We start from the raw sequence: 17,588 nt of genomic DNA on the forward strand, positions 1-17,588 counted from the left end.
TTCTCCTAGACGCCGCCGAAACTGCCGGCCAGGGTACCAATGATAAGCGCCCAGCCGTCCACCAGCACGAAGAGCATGATCTTGAACGGCAACGAGATGATCAACGGCGAAAGCATCATCATACCCATGGCCATCAGCACACTGGCGACCACCAGGTCGATGATCAAGAACGGAATGAAGATCATGAAGCCGATTTGAAACGCGGTCTTGAGCTCGGAGGTCACAAAGGCCGGCACCAGAATCGTCAACGGTGCCTGGTCAGGCGTTGCGATGTCAGTACGCTTGGACAGACGCATGAACAGGTCAAGGTCGCTCTGCCGGGTTTGCGCCAGCATGAAGTCCTTCAGCGGCACTTCGGCCTTGGCAATGGCATCCTGCGCCGTGAGCGTTTCGTTCAGGTAAGGCTGCAGGGCATCGCGGTTCACCCGATCGAACACCGGAGCCATGATGAACATGGTCAGGAACAGCGCCATGCCGGTCAGGATCTGGTTCGACGGGGTCTGCTGCAAGCCCAGGGCCTGACGCAAAATCGAGAAGACGATAATGATCCGGGTGAAACTGGTCATCAGTATGACGAACGCTGGAATGAAACTCAGCGCGGTCATGATCAGCAGGATCTGCAGGCTGACAGAGTATTCCTGCTGCCCATTCGCCCCATTGGACAAGGTAATGGCCGGGATCGACAACGGATCGGCAGCCAGGGCCAACGGCGCCGCCAGCATCAGCAGCAGCGTCAACATCATGCGCAATGCGCCCATTACGTCTTGTCCTTCTGATCCTTGCCCAGCAACTCCATCAGGCGCTGAGCGAATTCCGGCGTAGCCTGTCGCGCACCCGACGGCACTTCGACAGGCTCACGCAATACGTGCAAAGCCTCGATCGTGCCGGGCGAATGCCCCAGCAGAATCTGCTCGTTACCCACCTTGACCAGCAGCAGGCGGTCGCGCGGCCCCAAGGCCCGCGTACCGATGATCTCGATCACCTGATCACCACGAGGCGCGGCCTGCTGCACCCGGCGCAGCAGCCAGGCCAGGAAGAAGATCAGGCCGACAACCACCAGCAGCCCCAGCACCAACTGCGCCAACTGCCCACCGACACTTCCGGGTGCAACGGGCGCTGCGGCAGTTGCCACTGGTTGTGCTGCAAAGGCCACGTCGACGAAGAACAGGCCGGCCACGACCAGGCCCTTGAGCAGAGTGTTTTTCACTTAGCGCAGCTTCTTGATACGTTCGCTCGGGCTGATCACGTCGGTCAGACGAATACCGAACTTCTCGTTGACCACAACCACTTCGCCGTGAGCAATCAGCGTGCCGTTAACCAGTACATCCAGCGGCTCACCGGCCAGACGATCAAGTTCGATGACCGAACCCTGGTTGAGTTGCAGCAGGTTACGGATGTTGATTTCAGTACTGCCGACTTCCATGGAAATGCTCACTGGAATATCCAGGATCACATCCAGGTTCGGCCCTTCCAGGCTGACCTGCTCATTGCTGCGCGGCGAGGAAGGAAACTCCTCCATCGGCAGGCGACCCGAAGCAGGCGCCGTGCTGCCACCCGACATCAGGGCATCGATGTCGGCCTGACCGCCCTCGCCAGTTTCGCTCAAGGCAGCAGCCCACTCATCGGCCAGGGCCTGATCTTCCATGGAGGTGATATCGTTTTCGTCAGCCATTTTGTCCTCGACGTACAATCAATTCGGGGGGTAAACCAGCAGCACCGCTTAGCGGCGCTCGATCGGATCGGTTATCTGCAGGGCCAGGGTGCCCTTGTGCGAACCCAGCTTGGCCTTGAACGACGGCACGCCATTAGCCCGCAGGATCAGTTCTTCGGGTAATTCGATAGGGATCACGTCGCCGGGCTGCATGTGCAGGATGTCGCGCAGGCGCAACTGACGTCGAGCCACCGTGGCACTCAAGGGCACGCTGACATCCAGCACGTCTTCTCGCAGCGCCTTGACCCATCGTTCATCCTGGTCATCCAGGTCGGACTGGAAGCCTGCATCAAGCATCTCCCGCACCGGCTCGATCATCGAGTACGGCATGGTCACGTGCAGGTCGCCACCGCCACCATCGAGTTCGATGTGGAAGGTCGAAACCACCACAGCCTCACTCGGGCCGACGATGTTGGCCATGGCCGGGTTGACCTCCGAGTTGATGTACTCAAAGTTGACCGGCATGATCGCCTGCCAGGCTTCCTTCAAGTCGACGAAGGCCTGATCCAGCACCATGCGTACCACACGCAGCTCAGTCGGCGTGAACTCCCGACCCTCGATCTTGGCGTGACGACCGTCACCGCCAAAGAAGTTGTCCACCAGCTTGAACACCAGCTTGGCATCAAGGATGAACAGCGACGTGCCACGCAACGGCTTGATTTTCACCAGGTTCAAGCTGGTCGGCACGTACAACGAATGCACGTACTCGCCAAACTTCATTACCTGTACACCGCCTACCGCCACATCGGCGGAACGACGCAACAGGTTGAACATGCTGATACGGGTGTAACGGGCGAAACGCTCGTTGATCATTTCCAGGGTCGGCATGCGTCCGCGGACGATCCGATCCTGGCTGGTCAGGTCGTAACTTTTGACACTACCAGGCTCGGCAGCGCTTTCGGTTTGCACCAGACCATCATCGACACCGTGCAACAGGGCATCGATTTCATCCTGGGACAGCAGGTCCTGCACGGCCATTTTGGGCTCCTACTGCAATACGAAATTGGTGAACAGCAACTGGTCGACGACCAGCTTGCCAACTTCCTTCTGCGCCACTTCCTGAACACTGGCAGTGGCCTTCTGGCGCAACATTTCCTGGCCGACCGGCGTTGCCAGGGTATCGAAGCCCTGACCGGAGAACAGCATGACCAGGTTGTTGCGGATTACCGGCATATGCACCTTCAGTGCATCCAGCGCTGCCTGATCGCGCCCCTGCATGGTGATACTCACCTGCATGAAACGCTGACGACCGTTCTGGTTGAAGTTGACTACGAATGCAGGAGACAGCGGTTCGTAGATCGCTGCCGGCTTGACGTTGGTCGCCTGCGCGGGTTCGGCCTCAGGCTTGCTGCCAGCCTTGTGCAGGAAGAACCAAGTGGCCCCCACGGACAAACCAATCGCCAGGAGCAATGCCAATACCAGCAGCAGGATCAGTTTGAGTTTGCCTTTCGAGGCGGGGTCTTTCACTGCGTCGCTCTTCGCCATGCCAATAATCCGTCACTCATCAAGAGATTTCAGTCAGATGGCGAGGGTTGAGCAAGTGTTATGCCAGTTTTCCGGAACAGCTGATCGATTCCCGGAAGCACCGGCAAGGTCGCCCGAAAAAAACCGAAAGGGGCCAGCCTTGCGCGGGCCCCGCTGCGACTCACATCAGGCGTAGTAATCCACTGCACTGGAGCCGATCACCACCTGCCGCTCGACCGCTTTGACGCCCGCTTCACCCTCGCTCAGCTCGCCGGACTCGCCAGACTCACTGCGCCGCGAAGCAACACCGCTCAGGCGCGGACCTTCTTCAGCGCCCTGTTGCTGACCACGCGACTGATCGGAAACGTTGACATCCGGCTGCGCCAGCCCCTGCTGGGCAAACAATTCACGCAGACGATGTACCTGCCCCTCAAGCGCATCGCGAACCACGACATGACCACTGACGAAAGTGATCTGGGCCGGCTGGTCGGCCGCCAGGTTGACACGAATGTCCAGGCGCCCCAGCTCAGCAGGCTGCAGCTGGATATCGGCTGACTTCAGGTTCTGACTGGACAGGTACATGACACGGTTGACCAGACCTTCGGTCCACCCGCTCTGGTTCATGGCCAGCGGTTGATTCAGGGGCGCTGCTGCAACCGGTACGGCATTGGCTGTCTTGGCGGTTGCCGCCTGGGTCAAGGCACTCAAGCGCTCGGCAAAGTTATCGACACGCGTATCACTGGCGGCCGCCTTGGGATCTTTCAGACCGTCGTCCAGCAGCGCACCAAACGCCTTGTCACCAGGCTCGCCCTGCTCCGTCTCGGCACCTGGCTTGTCGACGATGGCCGCCAGTGTATTGACGGCAGACTGCCCCGGAACCGCTTCAGATTGTGGCTGAGCCGATTTGCCGGTTGTAGCGGCATTCACCGACGTCGTTCCCTGGGCCTGAGCACTCTGCTCCAGTGCAAGACGCAGTGTCGGCAAATCCGCAAGCGGATCAGCCTCAGGATCGAAAGGTGGTTCTTGCGGGACATCCTCGGCAACCGGCGCCTGCGCCTGGAGCTGCGCAGCCTGTACCACAGGCGCGACCGCTTCGGCCTGAGCCTGGATCAGTTGCGCCCCTGGCTGCGCGTCGGTGATCTGACCGGCAACCAGACTCGGATCAAGTAACTGCGGATCGGTCTGATCGACCGTGCCATCTGCCGCCACAGCGTCTTCCGCTGGCGCAGGGTCGGCGGCCTGAGCGTCATCCTGACGCTGAACGTCTTTTTTATCCGCTTTATCCGCAGGCAAGTTTTTGCCGCTGACGGCAACTTTCTGCTGCCCGTCGACCTTGCTGTTGCCACTATTGGCAGCACCGGTCGGCACAGCCGACTTATCGACCGAAGGCGCATCTGCGACCTTGTCCCTGGATTGCGAAAGCACTTGGGAGAAGCCTGAAGCCTTGTCGCCAAGCGCCTGCTGAGACTTGTCCGAGGACGCAACGGATGCCCGCGATGAATTGGCTACGGAGCCCGATTGCAGCAATGGGTTTGTGGCGACAGGCATGAAAGGGTCTCCGTGACAGCGTGTCTGATACAGTGATGGAAAAGATACTGCAAAAGTCACGCCAGCCCGAAGCAGCACGCCACGTCGGCAACACACATCACCCGATCAGGATCCGTTGTCGCTCAGCACAGTACAGCTGACGAACCGCCGCATATTCACGATCAATGCGGTTGATGAGATCCTCGATGCCGTAGAGCGGGCGCTGCTTTACTCGCTCCTCAAGCTGCTGACACAGTTCGGCCAACACCATTGCCCCCATATTGCCGGTGCTGCCCTTGAAGCTATGGGCAGCCAAGCCGAGCTCCTCGGCATCCTTGGCCTCATGCAACTGGCTAAGGCGCTCCTCAGAGTCCGAGAGAAAGGTTTCAAGCAGATACAGATAGCCATCTTCCATGACTTCCTGCAAATCGCTCAGTACCTTGCGATCAATATGATTGTCTGACACTTGTTCACTCCTTGATCAAGCTGGATTATGCCTCAGACACCCAGACGAACACTACGCAGGCGCGACGCCCGCCATCAAGCCATTGCGCCTGCTGGCTCAAACCGCGTATCAAGCTCAAGCCACGGCCAAAAAAACCTTGCCCAGCCCGCGAGCACCCAAGCACGCTCTCGACGTCGAAGCCCGCGCCGCTGTCTTCGACTTCAATGGTCAGACGCCCACCCGAGGCGAGAGGCTCCACCTGCAGGCCCACGCGAATGTAACCCTCCTGCAAGGCCTGTAGACGCCGATTTCGCTCCCGATAGTACTCGGTAAACCCGCAGGCATCTCGCTTCAACCGGGAATCAAGCGCCAACACGCCGTGCTCCAGCGCATTGGAGTACAACTCGCTGAGCACGCTGTGCAACTCACCACTGCGAACCCGCAAACCATGAATTTCCTGCAACAGGTGCAAGAGGAAGGGCAGCGGATTAAAGCGCTTGAGGCTTTCAGCACGAAACTCCAGGTGGAGCGACCAGTCCAGCGGGCTGGATTGACCGCTGTCGGTGTAAGTGAGCGGCGGCAGCGACAACGCATGAGACTCGACCATGCACAGGTCCATCATGCTCACATCATCACGGGGCTGCCCGCCAAAATGCGCTAACGCCGCCTGGATATCCTCAAACAGCTGCCCGGGCACCTGATTGGCGATGAGCACCTGACGCAGGCGCTCAGCACCAAACAACTGCTCATTTTCATCACGGGTATCGACAACGCCATCGCTGAGCAGAAACAGACGATCCCCCACCGCCATGGGCACCACCTGCGTATGGTCATCGAATTGCTCTGGGGGCAGAACACCCAGTGGCAGGAAATGTGACACCAGCGGCAATGGCTCGCCGCCGGTAGCCCGCAGCAAGTAGGCATCGGGCATACCGCCGTTCCACACCTCAACCGTACGCCGCTGAAAACTCACATTGAGCAGAACCGCACAACAGAACATGTCCACCGGCAATATACGTTTGAGCTTGGCGTTCATCTCGCGCAAGGTCTCCGCCAGGCCGTAGCCCTTGGCCGTCATGCCATAGAACACCTCCGCCAATGGCATCGCGCCCACTGCAGCGGGCAAGCCATGGCCTGTGAAGTCGCCCAGCAGCACATGCATATCCCCGGAGGGTGTAAAGGCTGCCAGCATCAAGTCGCCGTTGAACAGCGCATAAGGGGACTGCAGGAAACGGATGTTCGGCGAGTCCAGGCAACCTGCATGCGCCACCTTATCGAAAACCGCCTTGGCCACCCGCTGCTCATTGAGCAGATGACGGTGATGATGGGCAAGCTGATCACGCTGCTCAAGCACCGTCGCCTGCAGGCGACGCATGCGCTCCATGGCCTTGATTTTCGCCGCCAGGATCACCTGACTGTAAGGCTTGGCGAGAAAGTCATCCCCGCCGGCCTCCAGGCAACGCACCAGCGCTTCCTCTTCGCTCAGCGAAGTCAGAAAGATCACAGGCACCAGGGTTTCACCCGCCAAAAGCTTGATCGTGCGCGCCGCCTCAAAGCCATCCATGACCGGCATCAAGGCATCGAGCAGCACCAGGTGCGGTCGTTGGGCCGCAAACAAGGCAACCGCCTGTTCGCCATTTTCCGCCATCAACACCTGGTGCCCTTGCTTTTGAACGATAGCGGCCAGCAACAACCGATCAGTCGCGCTGTCTTCGGCAATCAGTACGGTCAAGACATCCTGACTTGACATGGGCAGGCTCAACTGATGTCAAACAGCTTGTCAAAATTGGAAATCGCCAGGATCTTGCGCACATCCGAGCCGACATTGACCATGCTGACCTGCGACTTGTCGCCCCCCATATGGTCACGCAACAGCAACAGCATGCCCAGCGCAGAGCTGTCGAGGTACGTTGCCTCCTTGAGGTCGACCACAACACAGCGAGGTACGGATTGAAGGCGCTCGTATGAACCCCGGAACTCCATGTGCCTGCCAAAGTCAAACCGACCCTTCACGCGAATGGTCAGTTTCCCGTCCTGGGATAGCTCGGATTCCACAGCCATTTATGCGATTCCTTCGAAGATGGCAATTGCAGACAAAGGAAGGTGTAGCAGCCCTCCCACGCCACGACAACCCAAACCGTACTAAATATCAGTAACGATCATGCCTGGGCAGGCGCTGCGACAGCTCGTCGAGCAGCTTTTGCTCGCGCTTGTCCTCCACCATCCGCGCTTCGTCAATGTAACGCTGCACCAGTTTGCGCAATCCCTCGACGCGCGCATAGGCTTGCTGCCAGGTCGTGCGGGCGTTATGCAGATTACTCTTGTGCCAGGTCAGGCTCTGGTGCTGCTGGGCCATTGCCGTGTCCAACTGACTGAGAAAGCGTTGATACCCCATCAACCAGTTACCCGTAACCCCCTGCCCGCCCCGCTGCAGCCACTGCTGCTGATACTCTTCGCGAAAGCGATCAAGCTCGGCAAGCTTGGCCTGAGCCATATTCACCTGCTGCTGGAACTGGCCGAGGCGCTGAGCTGCCTGACGCTCATTGTTCTCGGCCATTTCCACTACGGGCGCAAGACGCGCCGCTCGACTTGGCTGGGCCATGATCTATCAGCCCGGCGCGACGGGCGCGAACACACTGGCCAACTGTTCGCCGCTCGCAGCGAGGCTGACGTTGTCGTTCAGCCCTTGGCGCAGGAAGTGCACCAACTTCGGTTGCAGCGAAATCGCCAGGTCGGTCTCGCGGTCGCCCCCGGCAACGTAGGCGCCCACACTGATCAGGTCGCGGCTTTGCGAAAGGCGCGACCACAGCTGCTTGAACTGCTGGGCTTGCCCCATCTGCTCAGGGCTGACCACCTGCGGCATCACCCGACTGATAGAGGCTTCGATATCAATGGCCGGGTAATGCCCTTCTTCAGCCAGCCGCCGCGACAGCACGATATGGCCATCGAGCACGCCCCGCGCCGAATCCGCAATCGGGTCTTGCTGGTCATCACCTTCGGACAATACGGTATAGAACGCAGTGATCGAGCCACCACCGGCCTCACCGTTACCGGCTCGCTCCACTAGCTTGGGCAGCTTGGCAAACACCGACGGCGGATACCCCTTGGTCGCCGGCGGCTCGCCGATGGCCAGGGCAATTTCCCGCTGTGCCTGGGCAAAGCGCGTCAGTGAATCCATCAGCAACAGGACATTCTTGCCCTTGTCGCGGAAATACTCGGCGATACGCGTGCAGTACATGGCGGCCCGCAAGCGCATCAGCGGTGCATCATCGGCGGGCGAGGCAACCACGACGGAGCGTTTCAAGCCTTCAGTACCCAGGATGTGCTCGATGAACTCCTTGACCTCACGCCCCCGCTCACCAATCAGCCCGACGACGATGATGTCGGCTTCGGTAAACCGGGTCATCATGCCCAGCAGCACACTCTTGCCCACGCCGGTACCGGCGAACAGCCCCAGGCGCTGGCCGCGCCCCACGGTGAGCAGGCCATTGATACTGCGGATGCCGACATCCAGAGGCTGGCTGATCGGGTCGCGGTTGAGCGGGTTGATCGTCGGACCATCCATCGGCACCCAATCTTCAGCCCTCATGCCGCCCTTGCCGTCCAGCGCACGACCGGCACCGTCAAGCACCCGCCCGAGCATGCTCATGCCCATCGGCAGGCGGCCGCTCTCAGCGAGCGGTACGACCCGGGCTCCCGGCGCGATACCCGCCACGCTGCCCACCGGCATCAGAAACACCTTGCCACCGGAGAAGCCCATGACCTCGGCTTCAACCTGCACCGGGTGATAGCTATCGTCATTGATGACCACGCAACGACTGCCGACTGCCGCACGTAACCCCTCGGCCTCCAGCGTAAGGCCGACCATGCGCAACAACCGCCCTTCGACAACCGGCTGAGACGGCAACTTGACGGCGTCGGCATAGGTGCCGAGACGCTTGCCGAAGCTGGTACGCTCAAGGCGCATCGGGCGCGTCCAGTTCGATGGCCAGGTCCGGCGCTGCCGGATGCAGGCTCTGGTCGTGCAACTGGTCGAACAACTGCGCCACGGCTTTCTCGATACGCGTTTCCATGGTCGCGTCAATGCGGCTCTGGGAAGTCTCGATACGGCAACCTCCCGGCAGCAGCGCTTCATCTTCGAGCAGACGCCAGCTTTCTTCATGACGTTCGCGCAGCGCCTTGGCCAGCTCGAAGTCCTGCGGATTGACGTGAATACGGATATTGTCCGCACCCATCGGCAGCAGCTTCAACGCTTCGCGCAGCACATGGGTGATCTCACTGGAGTCGATGCGCAGCTCACGGCCAACGACCTGCCGCGAGATGTGCGCAACCAGATGTACCAGAGACTTTTCGATCTGGACATCCTGCTCGGCAATCGGCTCAAGCAGGTTGCTCATCAGTTGCTCAAGACTGGCCAACTTGGCGGCCAGGGCCACTTCGGCCTCTTGCCGAACCTTGAGCTGAGTGCTGTGGAAGCCTTCGCGCTCACCGGTGGCGAAGCCCTCGTTGTAGGCCTCCTGACGGATACTCTCCAACTCTTCAAGCGTCAGCGGCTGGACTTCCTCCAGCGGCACTTCCTCTATCTCGTCTTCGACGATCTCGGGTTCCGGTTCAGGCTCGGGTTCTGGCTCCGGGTCGAACGAAGGCAAAGCCCAACGATCGAAGGCTTCCAGGTCGCCAGCGCGAATCAGTTCAGTTAAATGCTCGTTGGTCGACATGATTCCACGCGCTCAAAATAAAGCACCGTATCGGCACTGGCGTGCCAGCGATGCGAACACCGCGCATCCACCGGCATCGCATTGATCCTATCGCGGGTGCCGGCCTGCAATGTGACGGCACCCGCATCAAGGTCGTTAGATCATTTCCTCGGCACCCTTGCCGCCAAGCACGATTTCTCCAGCTTCGGCCATGCGTCGGGCAATGGTGAGGATTTCTTTCTGCGCCGCTTCGACATCGCTGACACGAACCGGCCCCTTGGCCTCAAGATCGTCACGCAGCAACTCCGAAGCACGCTTGGACATGTTCTTGAAGACCTTGTCCTTGACCCGCTCATCAGCACCTTTGAGCGAAACCACCAGCACGTCGGAGGACACTTCGCGCAACAGGGCCTGAATGCCTCGGTCGTCGACATCGGCAAGGTTGTTGAAGACAAACATGAGGTCTTCGATCTGCTCGGAAAGATCGCCATCCACATCGCGGATCGCGTCCATGAGCTGGCCTTCGACGGAACTGTCGAGGAAGTTCATGATGTCGGCAGCACGCTTGATACCACCCAGCGTCGTCCGAGCAGCATTGGAGTTGCCAGAGAACTGCTTCTCGAGGATCTGGTTCAGTTCCTTGAGTGCCGCTGGCTGAACCGTATTCAGTGACGATACACGCAGGATGATGTCCAGGCGCACCTTGTGGTCGAAGTTGCTCAGCACCTCACCCGCCTGGTCAGGGTCGAGATAGGCCACGACAATGGCCTGAATCTGCGGGTGCTCGTAACGAATCACATCGGCTACAGCGCGCGGCTCCATCCATTTCAGGCTGTCCAGGCCACTGGTGTTACCACCGAGCAGGATACGATCGATCAGGCCGTTGGCCTTGTCTTCACCCAATGCCTGGGTCAGCATCTTGCGGATGTAACCGTCGGAGCCGACGCCAAGGCTGGTCTGGTCGCCGACGATCTCGACGAACTCGCTCATCACCTGCTCGACCTGCTCGCGATGCACGTTGCCCATTTGCGCCATGGCCACGCCGACCCGCTGGACCTCCTTGGGCCCCATGTGGCGCAACACTTGTGCAGCGTCGGTTTCACCCAATGACAACAGCAGGATAGCGGCCTTGTCGACACGGGTCAGTTTGGCGGTAACCGCTCGGTTATCACTCATCGGCGTTGATCCACTCTTTCACGACCTGGGCCACACGGCCCGGGTCTTCGGCCACCAGGCTCTTGATTGCATTGAGCTGAGCGTCATAGCCCTCGCTCGGGCTCGGCAAGAGAATGCTTTGCGGACCACCCAGGGTTACCCGGTCGTTGGCCAGTTCGCCATCCAGACCGATCATACCGCCCAGTTCCATGTCGCCATCGCCAGCGGCTTGCTTGCCATTGCCGGTGATGTTGTTGAGCACCGGACGCAATACACCGAACACCAGCACCAGGATAAAGAGCACACCAAGCACTTGCTTGACGATGTCCCAGAACCAGGGCTGCGAATAGAACGGAATATCGGCGATCTCTTCGCCACGGTCGGCAGCAAACGGTACGTTGATCACACTGACGCTGTCACCGCGGCTGGCATCAAAGCCCACTGCGTCCTGAACCAGGCGGGTAAAGCGCGCCAAATCTTCGGCACCCCAAGGCGTACGCGTGGTCTCGCCGGTAGCAGGGTCGAGCTTGACCTGATCGTCAACCACCACGGCAACCGACAGGCGCGTCAGACGCCCTTGCTGCTGACGGGTATGGCTGATGGAGCGGTCCAGTTCAAAGTTCTTGGTCGACTGCTGGCGTTTGTCTGCCGGGTACGGCGCAAGCATTGGCTGGCCGGTTGCCGGGTCCATGATCTGCTGCCCATTGGCATCGAGCAGTGGCTGGCCTGGCTGAATCATGCCAGCGGCGGCCTGCGCCTGGCCGGTCTGTTGTGGCGCCGAAGCAGGACCGGGAGGCTGGTTGCTCAGCGCCCCTGGCACACCTTGCGGCCCCATGCTGCTGGAGCGCTGTTCATTGACCGACTGCTCGCTACGCAAGGCAGGCTGGTCTGGGTTGAACTGTTCAGAGGTCGACTCGACCGCACTGAAGTCGACGTCGGTGGACACTTCCGCCTTGTAGCGGTCATTGCCCAGTACAGGGTTCAGGATGTTGTGTACGCGCTGAGTCAGCATGCCTTCCATGCGGCGGCTGTAATCGAACTGTTTGCCAGCCATGCTCAGTTCGGAGTTCTGCACCTGATCGGAGAGCAGGTTGCCCTTCTGGTCAACCACGGTGACCTGAGACTTTTCCAGCTCCGGTACGCTGGTTGCCACCAGGTTGATGATGGCCATCACCTGACCAGGCTCAAGACCACGGCCCGGGTACAACTCGACCAGAATCGAGGCGCTGGGTTTTCGCTCGTCACGGACGAACACCGAACTTTTCGGAATCGCCAGATGGACACGCGCGCCCTTGACATTGCTCAGGCTGGAAATGGTCCGCGCCAGCTCACCTTCGAGGCCCCGACGATAGCGGGTCGCTTCCATGAACTGGCTGGTGCCCAGCCCCTGCTCCTTGTCGAGGATTTCAAAACCGACATTGCCATCGCTCGGCGCTACGCCGGCAGCAGCCAGTTTCAAGCGGGCACGGGAAATATCCTCGGACTTGACCAGCAACGCACCCGAGTTGGGTTCGACGTTGTACGGGATATCCGCAGCAGCCAGCGTTTCCATGACCTGCTTGGTGTCCATGCCGGTGAGGCTGCCATACAGCGGACGGTAGTCAGGCTGCTGTGACCAAAGCACTACGGCAAAGCCAATCGCCACGCTCGCGGCAAGACCGACCAGCAGACCGACCTGACGCAGCACCGGCATCTGCGAAATATTTTCCAGGAACGACAAACCGAATAAAGGCGGCTTGGGAGCTGGCGGCCTGCTATTGGCTGGCACGTTATCGACGACTGCTTCGGCCATGACTCAATCTCGCCCTTAAACCGGCATCTGCATGATGTCTTGATAGGCCTGCACCAGCTTGTTGCGCACCTGGGTCAAGGCTTGAAAGGAAACGCTCGCTTTCTGCGAAGCAATCATTACGTCGGTGAGGTCGACGCCGCTCTTGCCAACTTCAAACGCATTGGCCAACTGAGTAGACGCATTCTGGGTGTCGCTGACCTTGTTGATCGCCTGGCCGAGCATGTCGGCAAAATTGCTAGAGCCTAGCTCAGACGCTGGTGCCGCAGCCTTCGGCATGGACATGGCGTCCATCTGCATGGCGCGCATGTCCAACATCAATCGATTAAATTCAACACCTTGGCTCATGGACTTCTCTCTCCGACGGCCCGCATTTTTTTGACACTCACGCAGCGGATAGGCTGGACTTAGCAACAAGAGTGCCAGCTACGTAACGAGCCGAATAAAAACTCTAAATAACCAGGGCTTTAGCCGCCCGAGGCGTACAGGCTGGCTTCGACATCCACCCCTGCATCACGCATCTGCGCAAGCTTGTAACGCAGGGTACGAGGACTGATGCCCAGTCGCTCGGCGGCCTCTTTGCGGCGACCGCGCTCAGCGCGAAGGGTGTCGATGATCATCTGGAATTCGTGCCGACGCAAGTCATCTCCCAGGCCGTTGACTTCTTGTTCAGGCAACGAAGGGGCTAACGCCTGCGGCTCGACAGATGCCGGTGCCAACGCAGGCAGGACGCCCGCCAGACAGAAATCTTCCGCTTCGATCACGCCGCCCTGCTGCAAAATCAGCGCCCTCTGGATCGCATTATCCAGCTCACGCACGTTGCCTGGCCACGGGTATTCCTGCAAGCAGGACTGGGCACCAGGGGACAACTTGACCGGCGCATGTTTCATTTTATTGACGTGGCGCGCCAGCAAACGCTCGGCCAGCGGCAGAATATCGGCACTGCGCTCGCGCAAGGGGCGCCAGGCGAGGGGAAACACCGACAAACGATAGTAGAGATCTTCACGGAACCGCCCCGCCGCCACTTCACCGGCCAAGTCACGGTTGGTAGTGGCGACCACACGGATATCCAGCGCAATCGGCTTACGCCCACCCACTCGCTCCACCTCGCGCTCTTGCAGCACACGCAAGAGCTTGGCCTGCAAGCCCAGTGGCATTTCGGAAATTTCATCAAGCAGCAAGGTACCGCCATCCGCCTGCTCGAACTTTCCCGCCTGAGCGGCAATGGCCCCGGTAAACGAACCCTTCTCGTGACCGAACAGGGTAGCCTCGAGCATGTTGTCGGGAATTGCTGCGCAGTTGATCGCTACAAACGGTTGCTGGGCCCGCGGCGACTGCTGATGGATGTAGCGCGCCAGCACCTCTTTACCGGTACCGGACTCACCGGAAATCAGCACGGTAGAATCACTGCGAGCCACCCTTGCCGCCAGTTCCAGCAACTGGGCACTGGCCGGTTCGCGCGCCACAGGACCGTCACCTTCAGCACTGTCGGGCGCCCCGACGGCATGACAACCCACCAGGTCCAGCAGGGCGCGCGGCTCGAACGGCTTGACCAGATAATCGACAGCCCCTTGGCGCATCGCCTGCACGGCGCGCTCAACCGCTGCGTGCGCCGTCATCAACAGCACGGGCAACTGCGGATGGCGGGCCCGCAACAGCGCCAGCAGTTGGTGACCGTCCATGCCCGGCATATTCACATCACTGACCACCAGACTGAAGGCCTGCTCAGCAACCGCCGCCAACGCCTCTTCCGCAGAACTCACCGCCAGATAGTCGACCCCCCCCAACATCAGGGTATCGCCAAGGGCTTGGCGCAGCACCCGGTCATCTTCGACCAGCAACACCTTGATCGCCGTCACGCTACACCCTCCTGCGCACCGATCAAGGGCAAGCTGACACGGGCACACGTACCTCGCCCAGGACGCGAGCGCAACTGCAGCTCGCCCTGATGCGCCCGCACCACCGCCTTGACCACCGCCAGACCCAGCCCGGTACCGGTCGCCTTGGTGGTCAGGAACGGTTCACCCAAGCGCGCCAGCAACCCGGCATCAATACCCTCCCCGGCATCACTCACGCTCACGTACAGCACCTGATCTCGGCGATACAGGTGAATTTTCAAACGAGCCTGATCCGTACTGGCCTGTATCGCGTTCTCAATCAGATTGAGCAACGCCCCAACCAAGGTGTCGCGGTTGCACAACAGATCACCCAGATGGCTGTCACATTGCCAACGCACCAGGTGCCCCTGAACATGAGGGTGTGCGGCCTGCTGCAAGGCCTGAAACAACGCCTTGGGTGTCAGGCGATCGGTTAATGGCAACTCGCCGCGAGCGAACACCAGCATGTCGCGCACCTGATGCTCCAGCTCGTGCAAACGCTCCTTGAGGGTAGCGGCGAAACGCTGCTGAGTTTCCACAGGCAAGGTCTGCTCCGCCAGGTGACTGGCGTACAGCAAGGCCGCAGACAAGGGCGTGCGAATCTGATGGGCGAGCGACGCTACCATTCGCCCCAGCGACGACAGACGCTGATGGCGCGCAAGCTGATCCTGAAGATGGCGGGTTTCGGTCAGGTCATTGAGCAGCACCAACTGCCCCGGCTCGGCATCAAGCGATCGAGTGGCTATAGACAGACGCCGACCATCGCGCAATGACACCTCATGACCATCATCTTCACGTGGTGCAAAGCTGCGCGCGATCACATGGCGCCACAACTCACCGTCCAACGGCTCACCCAGCAATTCACGCGCAGCGGGGTTGGCTTCACGCACCCGGCCCAACGCATCGATGACAATGACGCCCCCCGGCAGCAAATCCAGAAGATTCTGCAGACGGTTGGCCAACCGCTCTTTCTCTGCCAGTTCAGCCATCCGCTGAGCGCTGACCACCGCCAGCTCACCCTTGAGCTCTGTGACTCGCGCCTCAAGCAGGTTGTAGGATTGATTGAGCTGCGTCGACATCTGGTCGAACAGGGCAAAGGCCTGCTCAAGCCCGTTACGACTTTCCTGCTCACAAGTGTTCGCTCCCTTCAGCTCAGGGAGACTGGAGATGGTAGCGGCGTGGGGCATCGTGCACTCTCGCGTGGCTGACCGTCATAAAACGGTATGTTGCCAGCGATATAGCAATAGCCGTGCCGGATACTTTTCACGGCACAGCCACGCTACCTGCAAACACCAGCGAGAACCAACGGCGACGGGCACTACAGCCCTGCAAAGGATAAGGATATTGGCGGCGACAGTAGCACTTCGACTTCCGCCGCCGCCCGGCAGGTGTCAATCTTCTGCCTGCTCATCGCCCTCACGTCGACTCATGCCGTACTTGCGCATTTTCTCGACCAACGTGGTACGCCGGATACGCAAACGCTCTGCAGCACGCGCCACCACACCACTGGCGTCGTCAAGCGCCTGCTGGATCAAGCCCTGCTCCAGACTGCCGAGGTAGTCCTTGAGATCCAGCCCCTCGGGCGGCAGCATGGCGTGACTGGAGAAGTTCGGCGTGTGACCGTTGATTGCCACGCGCTCCTCAAGATCAGAGCGCAAACTGTCGACCAGATGCTCATCCTCATCGTCGACATAGCGGAACTTCTTAGGCAGCTCGGAGACCCCGATCACCCCATATGGGTGCATGATCGCCATGCGCTCGACCAGGTTGGCCAGCTCACGGACGTTGCCCGGCCAGCCATGACGGCACAGCGACATGATCGCAGCCGAATTGAAGCGGATAGAGCCACGCTTTTCGTGCTCCATGCGCGAGATCAACTCGTTCATCAGCAACGGGATGTCTTCAACCCGCTCTCGCAGGGGAGCCATTTCGATGGGGAAAACGTTAAGCCGGTAATACAGGTCCTCACGGAAGGACCCCACCTCGATCATGCTCTCGAGGTTTTTGTGGGTCGCGGCGATGATACGCACATCAATGCTCTGGGTTTTGTTGCTGCCCACACGCTCGAAGGTTCGCTCCTGCAGCACCCGCAGCAGCTTGACCTGCATCGGCAGCGGCATGTCGCCAATTTCATCAAGGAACAGGGTGCCGCCATTGGCCAACTCGAAACGCCCGGCACGGCTGGTGATTGCACCGGTGAAGGCGCCCTTCTCATGGCCGAACAATTCGCTTTCCAGCAGCTCTGCCGGAATCGCACCACAGTTCACTGGCACGAACGGCGCTTCGCGGCGCTTGGAATGGTAATGAAGGTTGCGCGCAACCACTTCCTTGCCAGTGCCCGACTCACCCAGGATCAACACACTGGCGTCGGTATCAGCCACCTGCTGCATCATCTGCCGCACATGCTGGATGGCACGACTGGTGCCGACCAGGCTGCGAAACAGGTTCGGCTCACGCTGCCGACCACGCTCACGGGCAGCATCGTACATCTCGCGATAGACCTGCGCACGGTGCAGGGAATCCAGCAACTTGCTGTAGCTGGGCGGCATTTCAAGGCTGGACAGCACGCGGCGGCGCAACTCATCTGGCAGATCGGCAGAAGAAATTTCGCCCAAAAGCAACACAGGAAGGAACTCATCCCAGGCTGCCACGGTCTTAAGCAAGCCCGAAAGACTTGCCGGAGCATTCACAGCACCAATCAGGACGCAAAGTACTTCACGACTGGATGACAACGACTCGACGACCTGCTGCCAGTCATGGCTTGAGCAGGATAAATTGTCTTCGCCGAGAAAATTCAGGACCACCGCTAAATCGCGGCGGCGAACACTGTCGTCATCGATCAGGAGAATTTTGGTTTCACGCCACATGCAATAGCAACTTCCCTAGTCAACTCAGCGCCCCACGCTCAGGGCTTGCTCGACAT

18 protein-coding genes are annotated in these 17,588 nt (G+C 59.8%); all 18 read right to left on the minus strand.

Annotated features, from left to right (window positions below; all coding sequences use genetic code 11):
• Positions 1–5: 5 nt before the first annotated feature.
• A complete protein-coding gene (fliP, locus tag IE038_RS11585) occupies positions 6–758 on the minus strand; it encodes a flagellar type III secretion system pore protein FliP (RefSeq protein WP_065759999.1) in 753 nt (250 codons plus the stop codon).
• Positions 758–1,183 carry a flagellar biosynthetic protein FliO gene (fliO, locus tag IE038_RS11590; protein ID WP_163933691.1) on the minus strand — a complete coding sequence of 142 codons (426 nt, stop codon included), beginning with the start codon at positions 1,181–1,183 and terminating at the stop codon, positions 758–760. The genes fliP and fliO overlap by 1 nt, the downstream gene beginning before the upstream one ends.
• 24 nt (positions 1,184–1,207) lie before the next feature.
• Entirely contained in the window at positions 1,208–1,672 is a 465-nt protein-coding gene (gene fliN, locus IE038_RS11595; protein WP_163933647.1) for a flagellar motor switch protein FliN, read from the minus strand.
• 48 nt (positions 1,673–1,720) lie between these two features.
• The gene (fliM, locus tag IE038_RS11600) at positions 1,721–2,689 is read right to left on the minus strand and encodes a flagellar motor switch protein FliM (protein WP_065759996.1); all 969 of its coding nucleotides are present in this window, start codon (positions 2,687–2,689) and stop codon (positions 1,721–1,723) included.
• A gap of 9 nt (positions 2,690–2,698) precedes the next feature.
• Positions 2,699–3,196: a flagellar basal body-associated protein FliL gene (gene fliL, locus IE038_RS11605; protein ID WP_189395654.1), complete on the minus strand. Its 498-nt coding sequence runs from the start codon at positions 3,194–3,196 to the stop codon at positions 2,699–2,701.
• A gap of 165 nt (positions 3,197–3,361) precedes the next feature.
• The gene (locus IE038_RS11610; protein ID WP_163933650.1) at positions 3,362–4,723 is read right to left on the minus strand and encodes a flagellar hook-length control protein FliK; all 1,362 of its coding nucleotides are present in this window, start codon (positions 4,721–4,723) and stop codon (positions 3,362–3,364) included.
• A gap of 97 nt (positions 4,724–4,820) precedes the next feature.
• Positions 4,821–5,168 carry an Hpt domain-containing protein gene (locus IE038_RS11615; RefSeq protein ID WP_163933652.1) on the minus strand — a complete coding sequence of 116 codons (348 nt, stop codon included), beginning with the start codon at positions 5,166–5,168 and terminating at the stop codon, positions 4,821–4,823.
• Positions 5,169–5,193: 25 nt separating this feature from the next.
• Positions 5,194–6,897 (minus strand): ATP-binding SpoIIE family protein phosphatase, encoded by a 1,704-nt coding sequence (locus tag IE038_RS11620; RefSeq protein WP_163933655.1) that lies wholly within the window; start codon positions 6,895–6,897, stop codon positions 5,194–5,196.
• A gap of 8 nt (positions 6,898–6,905) precedes the next feature.
• Positions 6,906–7,208, minus strand: coding sequence for an STAS domain-containing protein (locus IE038_RS11625; RefSeq protein WP_163933658.1), 303 nt, complete (start codon positions 7,206–7,208; stop codon positions 6,906–6,908).
• 88 nt (positions 7,209–7,296) lie between these two features.
• Positions 7,297–7,749: a flagellar export protein FliJ gene (gene fliJ / locus IE038_RS11630; RefSeq protein WP_163933661.1), complete on the minus strand. Its 453-nt coding sequence runs from the start codon at positions 7,747–7,749 to the stop codon at positions 7,297–7,299.
• Positions 7,750–7,755: 6 nt separating this feature from the next.
• On the minus strand, positions 7,756–9,114 hold the full coding sequence (gene fliI / locus IE038_RS11635; RefSeq protein WP_189395656.1) for a flagellar protein export ATPase FliI: 1,359 nt from the start codon (positions 9,112–9,114) through the stop codon (positions 7,756–7,758).
• Entirely contained in the window at positions 9,104–9,865 is a 762-nt protein-coding gene (gene fliH, locus IE038_RS11640) for a flagellar assembly protein FliH (RefSeq protein WP_163933666.1), read from the minus strand. The genes fliI and fliH overlap by 11 nt, the downstream gene beginning before the upstream one ends.
• A gap of 135 nt (positions 9,866–10,000) precedes the next feature.
• Positions 10,001–11,020, minus strand: coding sequence for a flagellar motor switch protein FliG (fliG, locus tag IE038_RS11645; RefSeq protein ID WP_065759987.1), 1,020 nt, complete (start codon positions 11,018–11,020; stop codon positions 10,001–10,003).
• Complete coding sequence (fliF, locus tag IE038_RS11650; protein ID WP_163933669.1) at positions 11,013–12,791, minus strand: flagellar basal-body MS-ring/collar protein FliF; 1,779 nt, start codon at positions 12,789–12,791, stop codon at positions 11,013–11,015. The genes fliG and fliF overlap by 8 nt, the downstream gene beginning before the upstream one ends.
• A 15-nt stretch (positions 12,792–12,806) precedes the next feature.
• Entirely contained in the window at positions 12,807–13,136 is a 330-nt protein-coding gene (fliE, locus tag IE038_RS11655; RefSeq protein WP_065759985.1) for a flagellar hook-basal body complex protein FliE, read from the minus strand.
• A 119-nt stretch (positions 13,137–13,255) separates the two neighbouring features.
• Positions 13,256–14,647 carry a sigma-54-dependent transcriptional regulator gene (locus IE038_RS11660; RefSeq protein WP_163933672.1) on the minus strand — a complete coding sequence of 464 codons (1,392 nt, stop codon included), beginning with the start codon at positions 14,645–14,647 and terminating at the stop codon, positions 13,256–13,258.
• On the minus strand, positions 14,644–15,852 hold the full coding sequence (locus IE038_RS11665) for a sensor histidine kinase (protein ID WP_163933676.1): 1,209 nt from the start codon (positions 15,850–15,852) through the stop codon (positions 14,644–14,646). The genes IE038_RS11660 and IE038_RS11665 overlap by 4 nt, the downstream gene beginning before the upstream one ends.
• A gap of 204 nt (positions 15,853–16,056) precedes the next feature.
• Positions 16,057–17,532 (minus strand): sigma-54 dependent transcriptional regulator, encoded by a 1,476-nt coding sequence (locus tag IE038_RS11670; RefSeq protein ID WP_163933679.1) that lies wholly within the window; start codon positions 17,530–17,532, stop codon positions 16,057–16,059.
• Positions 17,533–17,588: the final 56 nt, after the last annotated feature.

This window comes from Pseudomonas laurentiana (assembly GCF_014648275.1).
Taxonomy (GTDB): Bacteria; Pseudomonadota; Gammaproteobacteria; order Pseudomonadales; family Pseudomonadaceae; genus Aquipseudomonas; species Aquipseudomonas laurentiana.